The sequence below is a fragment of the Paludibacter sp. 221 genome, assembly GCF_010501035.1.
Lineage (GTDB): Bacteria > Bacteroidota > Bacteroidia > Bacteroidales > Paludibacteraceae > QVMH01.
Map to the genome: position 1 here is coordinate 88,413 of NZ_QVMH01000037.1, position 7,282 is coordinate 95,694.

Here is a 7,282-nt window from a genome sequence, read left to right on the forward strand (position 1 = left end):
TAGCGGGCTGTAAGCCCAAGTTAAAGTTTAACCTGCGCTTTCAGCGCGCTGAATAATTAATTTATTTAAACCCAAGGCGACGCTTCGCTCTGCCATTGGGCTGAAATAACCTGCCACTTCGTGGCGAAAAAATCTTCCGACCACAACTGATTTGCAATCCGAAAGAACGGGAGATGCGAGTTTATAATCATTATCCGACAATCGGCATAAAGCCGCTATGCGGTAAAGTCTGCTACGGTTGCGTACCTACGGCACGCCATTTAATGGATTCACTCTTGTTTCCGAGCTTTTGTTCCTACGGAACTTTTGAAATTTATTAATAATTAATAATTAATAATTATATTCAAAACGCTTGTCCTACGCTAAGGAAAAACTGTACGGATTTTTTCTCGTTGAATATAGGGACACCCACATCGAAGCGTATAGGCCCGATAGGAGTGTTTACCCGTATTCCTCCTCCAGTAGCATAATTCAGCTCGTTTGGGCGGAAGTGGTACGATTGTGTCCATACGTTTGCTACATCCAGAAATGCTGCTAATTCTATCTGCCAGAAAAGCGGATGCCTGAACTCAAGATTCATCTCCAGAATACTTTTTCCTCCTGACGGTAAAGTCTTTGAATTTCCGTTTTCCTCTTTCACGTAAGTGGGGCCTAAATAGGCACGCGCCCAACCACGGTTGGAGTTGCCCCCTCCCGAATAGAAACGGTCTTCGACAGGGATAAACTGCGATTCGTCCGACGAGTTGATACCTCCTATCATGGCACGTCCTGCTATTACCAACCGCCCTATGCGCTGGTATTTGCGGGCATCAATCCATAGTTTTGTATAATTAAAGCTGCTTCCGAATATATATCCGTTCAACTTGCCGCCTACACTGACCGAGCCTCCCCGCATGGGCGACATAACGGGCTGGGCATTGCTATATGTTACAGATGCCGAAATCCCCGATTTGTTGTACAGGTAATTCCGGCTTTCGGGGTCGAAAATATCCGAATCAGAGTCTGCTTCGGTAGCGTCAAATTGTCTTACTCTTTCGATGTAGTAACCGAGCGAAGTATTCAGCTTATCGGTAAAACGATAGCCTGCTGTTATGTTCAGTCCTATCCGTTGTACATCGTAACCCGGCTCGTTCTCGCGCCGGATGTAGGGGTTGACGGTAAGCGATAGTTTTTTCAGAAAAAACTGCGGCTCAATCCACGACAGACTGATATAGTAGGGTGTAAGTGCCGAGTGTTTGGCATACAGGTTGAGGCGGCTTGTGCCTCCAAAAAGCCCGCGATAGGTAACATCGGCAAAGGCACGAAACTTGTCTTCTGTACCCCAACCTACCCCGAATTTTGTCATCCAGCGGGGCATCTCGTCTATCCTTATTTGTATGGGGATGGGGTTGCGTTCGGTTTCTTTGTCCATTTGCGGCGATATGGACACTATGCGAAACAGTTGTAAATCGTAAAGTTGTTTACGGGTTTTATCCAGTAGCTCCTGACTGTATGTGATGCCCTCTTTGTAATTAAGTTGGCGGGTGATGTATTTCTCTTTTACATAGCGGTTGCCGCTGACGGTGGTTTCTCCAAACTGGCAGATTTTTTCCGGCTGTATGTTGTAATATATGCAAGTTGCGTTTTTCAGCGGTCTTAAGTTCAGTCTGAAATCGGTGTTGGTATATACGTATCCGCGATTAATGAATACCATGTTCAGCCTGCTGATGTCTGTATAAAGCAAGTCGTCTTCGAATCGTTGGTTTTTTGTGAGTTCAAGCTGTCGGGGCATCCTTTTTTGAAACCTGTCTTCATCAAAATTTTCAACAGACCCATCTATATTTATCATAACGCTGTCTGCCAAAACAGGAGGGTTTTCGGTTATGGCGAAGTAAATATTCAGCGTTTGTTTTTTATTGTTCAGGGCAAGCGAGTCGAGTTGCACGTCGACATGCAAAAAGCCTTTGCTCTGATAATAACGTGTCAGCCGTTCTACATCGGCATCGATAAGCTCGTGGCTGTACAATGAGGCTTCTTTTTTTTGTATTTGGCGTTGAATAAAATTAGACTCGTGAATGGCAAGCTGGTCGAGCAGTTCCGATTTTTCGATTGTTTTGTTACCTGTAAATTTTATTTTACGTATCTCATAGTTGTTCTGAGCCGTGCTGCGGACAGGCAAAACAAGAACGGCAAGCAGAAGAACGCATATAAAAGGCAGCTTGCTTGTGCTTGCATCGGGTTGAGATATGTGGGTATTAAAAATTTTCAAAGTAAAATGAGGTACGGATTAAGAAACTGTTTCTAAAATACTACGACACTATTTTTTTCCGGATAAAAAAGAAAAACCGGCTATGTAAAAAACAACGGGAAACAGATTTTGTTTAGCCTCAACTTGTTTAGAGCTCTAAGTTTCGGTTTTGCTTTCGGTCATTTTGTTGTTATTGCGCACAGGACAATTAAAATTGACCAGTGAGGGGCTAACGATGCAAAAGTACAATTAATAATTAAAAAAACATTTGAATATATGAACATGTTTTCATATATTTGTACCCATAAAACTTATGGAAAAAATAGACACTATACAAATGGAGAAAGCTGCTTATGCCTTACGTGCTATTTCGCACGAAACGCGGCTTTGTATAATTTCGCTTTTGTCGGAAAGGGGAGAGATGGGTGTCGGCCAGCTTGTAGAGGCTTTGGGTTGCGAGCAGTCGTTGCTCTCGCATCATCTCACCGATATGCGGGCAAAGGGAATTTTGAACTCGCGCAGGGAAGGTAAAAATTGTTTTTATTCGCTGAAGAATAAACAAATAGTGCAAATTATTGATTGTATAAGTACATGCAGTTGTTTTTAACCTGAAAAAGAAACCTTGATGAATCTTATAAAAAAATATCTTTTGCTTATCATTGGTGCGATAGTGGGCGGTGGTGCGGGATTTGCATATTATTATTTTATAGGTTGCGGTACTGATACGTGCCCTATCCGTTCCAATCCGCTTATTAGTATATTGTTTGGCGCAGTTATTGGGGTGCTTGTGTTCGATTTGTTCAGGAAGAAATAAGATAAAAAACTAATAAAAACATATTCGATGAAAAAAATGTTATTCGTGAGTACTATGCTCGCATTTGTAATCTTCGGGGCATGTGCCGGAGGGGATAAAAATACTAACCAAAAAGAAAAAAAGATGAAAACAATACATTTGACAAAAGCTGATTTTTTGACAAAGGTAGCTAACTACGAGGCAAATCCTACCGAGTGGAAATACTTGGGCGATAAACCTTGCCTGATTGATTTTTACGCATCGTGGTGCGGGCCTTGTAAAGTAATAGCTCCGATTCTGGAAGAATTGGCTGAGGAGTACGATGGAGAAATATATATTTACAAGATAGATACCGAGAAAGAACAGGAACTGGCTGCCGCCTTTGGAATCCGCAGTATTCCTACCTTGCTGTTTTGCCCGATGAACGAGGCTCCACAGATGGCACAAGGGGCATTGCCTAAAGATGTTTTCAAGAAGGCTATTGACGAAGTGCTTTTGAAGAAAGAGGTTAAATAAAATGGAAGTCGGGAGGAGTTAGAAGCAAAGGAAATAAGAGAATAAAACGAATATTTGATTATCGGCTTTGCGTCCCCCCCCCTTGTCTTTTTAAACTTTTATCCGTATAGCGGTTTTCAGCCCGCTTTACGGATTTTTTTTAAATAAGGTAATAAGGTTGTTATTGTCAGACCGTATCGGTTACTAAGGTTATTGTTTGAAAACCTGCCTCTCGTTTGTAACGAGAGGTAAATGGTTTTACGTTTAAAACGTGGTTCCCACAGGAAAATAAGGTTTCTAATCAATTGCCTTATTTTGCATTACAATTTGTATGGCTTTATATTCCATCCGGTGCAAGTCCAGCAGGGCTCTTCGTCTTCCTTCTCGAATATGCAGACTCCTCCTGTCACTATTTTGATGTCGTTTTCGCGAGAGAACTTATCGAAATCGCCTGTGAGATAAGGTGCGAAGCGTATGACTCCGTTCGAGGTAACAAGCAGGGTGGTACGGTTGCGGGTTGCTTCGGTGTTTGCGAAATTTTTCCACGTTTGTATTATCTGTTGCGGGTTGGCTTTCCATCCGTCGGGTACGGTTGCATCCTTATTCCACTCGTCTATAATGGCTTTGCCTTTCTCTATATCGCCATTGCCTAAACGCAGGGCGACTTCTTCTTCTGTTTTATTCTCATCAGGTCCGTAATCTATCTCGGTAAAATCGTCAGTTTCGATAACACTGTATTGTTTTCCCATTTCTTCTACTGCCAGTAGGGCGGTTTGTTTTGCCCTTAATAAGGGAGAAGTATAAACTGCGTCGGGTAAAAGGTTGTTTTCTTTCAGATATTTTCCGATGCTTCTTCCTCTGTTTTCCTCTACCAGCGGCAAGTCTGTTTTAGCGCCTACACGTGTGGGTGTTTCTCCCGGACGGAATGTATTACCGTGGCGCGCTATTATTAATGTTCGTTTCATCAATCGTTTCTTATTTTACGACACATAGGTTCTCATAGTTTATCACATAAGAACACATGGATTTTTTATAGGGTAACCGCATCAAAATTACATTCTAATCCCCCAATTTTCAGATATTGTTCTTTCGTTTCTCGCTCTCAAAGTCCCTCTCAAAAACTTTTTTCCTTTTTCCTTCTCCGTTTGGAGAGGGTGCCTGAAAGGCGGGAGAGGCCGAGAGGGATTTAGGGAGAGTTATAGTACCCTCTTTTTTATTCTTTTGCCCTCGAGCCGGACAGGCTCTTCCTTTTTCCTATAGCTGAAAAAGGAAGCAAAAAAGCCACCGCTACACCTGCTTCGCTAAAATTCAGCTATACTCCGCTACAGGCTTTGAAACTCCTCGCTTTGCTCGTCAAACAGCAAATCCTGTTTAANACGCTACGTTACGCTGAATTTCTTAACGCTCACCAGCTGAGGCGGAAAGATTAGCTACGGCTACGAAGTGTATTAACCCCCAAATCAATATGATTTATAGATTTTGAGCGGTTACCTTGGATTTTTTTATGTGCTTCTATGTGTGTTCCTACGTGCTCTATGCGAGCTTTTTATTTTGTCTGAATCAAATCAAATTCTCCGTATTCGGCAATGATTTTTTCGGCCCGTTCTACGTCTTCGGGGCTGTCTACTCCCGACATGGATTTTCTGCCTCTGTAATCTACTTCCACCATTTTCACCGGAATACGGTTGTGGAGGAAACGCATTTGCTCCAGCCCTTCGGGCAGTTCGTAGGGCGAAGGCTCTTCGTCGAAATATCCTTTGAGGGCATCGTAAGTATATGCATACAGCCCGATATGGCGGCGTACGGGAGATTTTTCAAGCACTTCCCGTAGTTTTTCTTCTTTTCTTACGGCAGGTATTGTCATTTTGCTGAAAGCTAAGGCGTAACCATATTTGTCTATAAGTACGGTAGTGCCCGAATAGGGCGTCGTCTTTTTCGCTTCTTTCATGCGGTCGTATTCTTCCCACGACAGGTGCACGCATGGGGTGAATACTTGTGCTTGTTTATCCTCTTTCCAGCACTTTATCATTTCGTCGATAAACCAAGAGGGGCAAAGCGGGTTGTCGCCTTGCAGGTTGATGATTAATTCGGGGGTTTCTCCTGTTTTTTGTACAGCATCCCAGCAGCGTTCTGTCCCGCTTTTGCAGGTTTCGGAGGTCATTGTAACAGGGATATTGTTCAGTTTGCAAAAATCGACTATCCGCTCATCATCTGTTGCTACGATATATCCGCACGACTCGTTTCTGTCAGACACATACGCGGCTATCTCTGCCACTCGTTTTATCATTTCTTTCCCTGCTATTTTTACCAAGGGCTTACCCGGAAGCCGTGTGCTTGCATAGCGGGCAGGGATAACTATGAGTATTTTATTTGATTTCATCGATTGCTAACTTTACTCAATAAGGACATGCAGTACTGCGTGTTTATTGCAAATGTAAGGAGTATTTTACAAATTTTTGGCTAAATTACAGATAAAAATATAAATGCTATTGGGTAGATAGTTATGATAGATGCTTGAACAAGGAAACAGGTGACAAAGTATATTTTGCCGCCTGTTTTACTGTTATGCCATTATGCTTTTTATTTCAACACTTTGAGTAGTTCGGGGATAAGCTCGCCAAGCGTGTTTTCGGTTTGTGCGGTATAGAAATTACCGTCTACCACTGCTTTTTCGTCCGTTCCTATACAGCTTTTTACTACTGTTTTGATGAATGGGTGTAAGGCTACCCGCTTACCCTCGGCTATGCCCAGTGTGTCGTAAAGCAACGCTGCTGCACAATGTCCTATCATCGTTTTGCCTTTATCGGCAAAGTTTTTCATCACGACCAGCATGTCCTGATTGAATTGCATGTCTGCATTTTCGCCGAATTTGGGCATTGCGTCGCCACAAGCAAACACCAATGCGTCATATTCATTTTCGTGCCCTTTCAGATTAGCTATTACATCATCAGTTTGCATGCTGATTCCCGAATTTGTTTTCACATCGGTGCTTTCTGATACTGCAAATGTGCGGTAGGGGATTCCGTTTTCGAAAAATGCTTCCAGATATTGGAACAGCCCTGCTCCGTTTACAGGGTTTACTACTAATACTGCTACTTTCTTTGCCATAACTTTGTCTTTTTTTTAAAATTTATATTAGTTACTTTTAGTAATTATATTACTTTTGTTGTGCAAACTTACGATTAGTAATTTCAATGTACAAGAAGGCATTTTTTGATAATCAAGTTACATAAAAGTAAGAATTGCTGATTTACAACTGAATAAAGGACGAAAAAAATGGAAACTTTTTTACATACGGATACATGCCCCATACGGGATATACTCAGCCGTTTGGGCGATAAATGGTCGCTGCTAGTGCTTACTACGCTGAGTGCTAACGGAGTTATGCGTTTCAGCGATGTACATAAGACTATAGGAGACGTTTCGCAGCGGATGCTCACAGTTACTTTGCGCTCGCTTGAGGCAGATGGATTGGTTCACCGGAAAATTTATCCCGAAGTGCCTCCCCGTGTAGAGTATAGTCTTACCGAATCGGGTAAAGATTTGATGCCGTATTTGGAAAACCTTGTAGGTTGGGCTTTGAAAAACGCGGATGATATTGTGAAAAAGAGGAATGAGGCTGAGAAATAATAACATAAAGTTTAGTACATGACAAAAAGTTGAATAGCAATCAGTATTTTGCTGATATTTAATGTTTTTATTTAAATCATCGACTTCCTTTTGCCTTGATGCAAAAGGAACAAAAACTAATTTCATTGAAGCACCTA

8 protein-coding genes are annotated in these 7,282 nt (G+C 42.1%); 4 read left to right on the forward strand and 4 right to left on the reverse strand.

Annotated features, from left to right (window positions below):
- Positions 1–343 precede the first annotated feature (343 nt).
- Positions 344–2,248, reverse strand: coding sequence for an outer membrane protein assembly factor (locus tag D0T49_RS08955; RefSeq protein ID WP_163630515.1), 1,905 nt, complete (start codon positions 2,246–2,248; stop codon positions 344–346).
- 292 nt (positions 2,249–2,540) lie between these two features.
- Here D0T49_RS08955 and D0T49_RS08960 point away from each other — a divergent pair, with 292 nt between their 5' ends.
- Genes D0T49_RS08960 through trxA form a run of 3 tightly spaced genes read left to right on the forward strand, consistent with a single transcriptional unit; the run spans position 2,541 to position 3,536 of the window.
- On the forward strand, positions 2,541–2,834 hold the full coding sequence (locus D0T49_RS08960) for a metalloregulator ArsR/SmtB family transcription factor (protein ID WP_163630517.1): 294 nt from the start codon (positions 2,541–2,543) through the stop codon (positions 2,832–2,834).
- Positions 2,835–2,852: 18 nt separating this feature from the next.
- On the forward strand, positions 2,853–3,041 hold the full coding sequence (locus D0T49_RS08965; RefSeq protein WP_163630519.1) for a DUF6132 family protein: 189 nt from the start codon (positions 2,853–2,855) through the stop codon (positions 3,039–3,041).
- Positions 3,042–3,068: 27 nt separating this feature from the next.
- Positions 3,069–3,536, forward strand: a complete 468-nt coding sequence (gene trxA, locus D0T49_RS08970) for a thioredoxin (RefSeq protein ID WP_163630521.1) — start codon at positions 3,069–3,071, stop codon at positions 3,534–3,536.
- Between the two features lie 299 nt (positions 3,537–3,835).
- Here trxA and D0T49_RS08975 read toward each other — a convergent pair whose 3' ends face one another.
- The 3 genes from D0T49_RS08975 to D0T49_RS08985 form a co-directional block, all read right to left on the reverse strand.
- Positions 3,836–4,480: a histidine phosphatase family protein gene (locus tag D0T49_RS08975; RefSeq protein ID WP_163630523.1), complete on the reverse strand. Its 645-nt coding sequence runs from the start codon at positions 4,478–4,480 to the stop codon at positions 3,836–3,838.
- 581 nt (positions 4,481–5,061) lie between these two features.
- Positions 5,062–5,895 (reverse strand): 3-deoxy-manno-octulosonate cytidylyltransferase, encoded by an 834-nt coding sequence (kdsB, locus tag D0T49_RS08980; RefSeq protein WP_163630525.1) that lies wholly within the window; start codon positions 5,893–5,895, stop codon positions 5,062–5,064.
- A 200-nt stretch (positions 5,896–6,095) separates the two neighbouring features.
- Positions 6,096–6,623 (reverse strand): DJ-1/PfpI family protein, encoded by a 528-nt coding sequence (locus tag D0T49_RS08985; RefSeq protein ID WP_163630526.1) that lies wholly within the window; start codon positions 6,621–6,623, stop codon positions 6,096–6,098.
- A gap of 168 nt (positions 6,624–6,791) precedes the next feature.
- Here D0T49_RS08985 and D0T49_RS08990 point away from each other — a divergent pair, with 168 nt between their 5' ends.
- Complete coding sequence (locus D0T49_RS08990; protein WP_163630528.1) at positions 6,792–7,145, forward strand: helix-turn-helix domain-containing protein; 354 nt, start codon at positions 6,792–6,794, stop codon at positions 7,143–7,145.
- Positions 7,146–7,282: the final 137 nt, after the last annotated feature.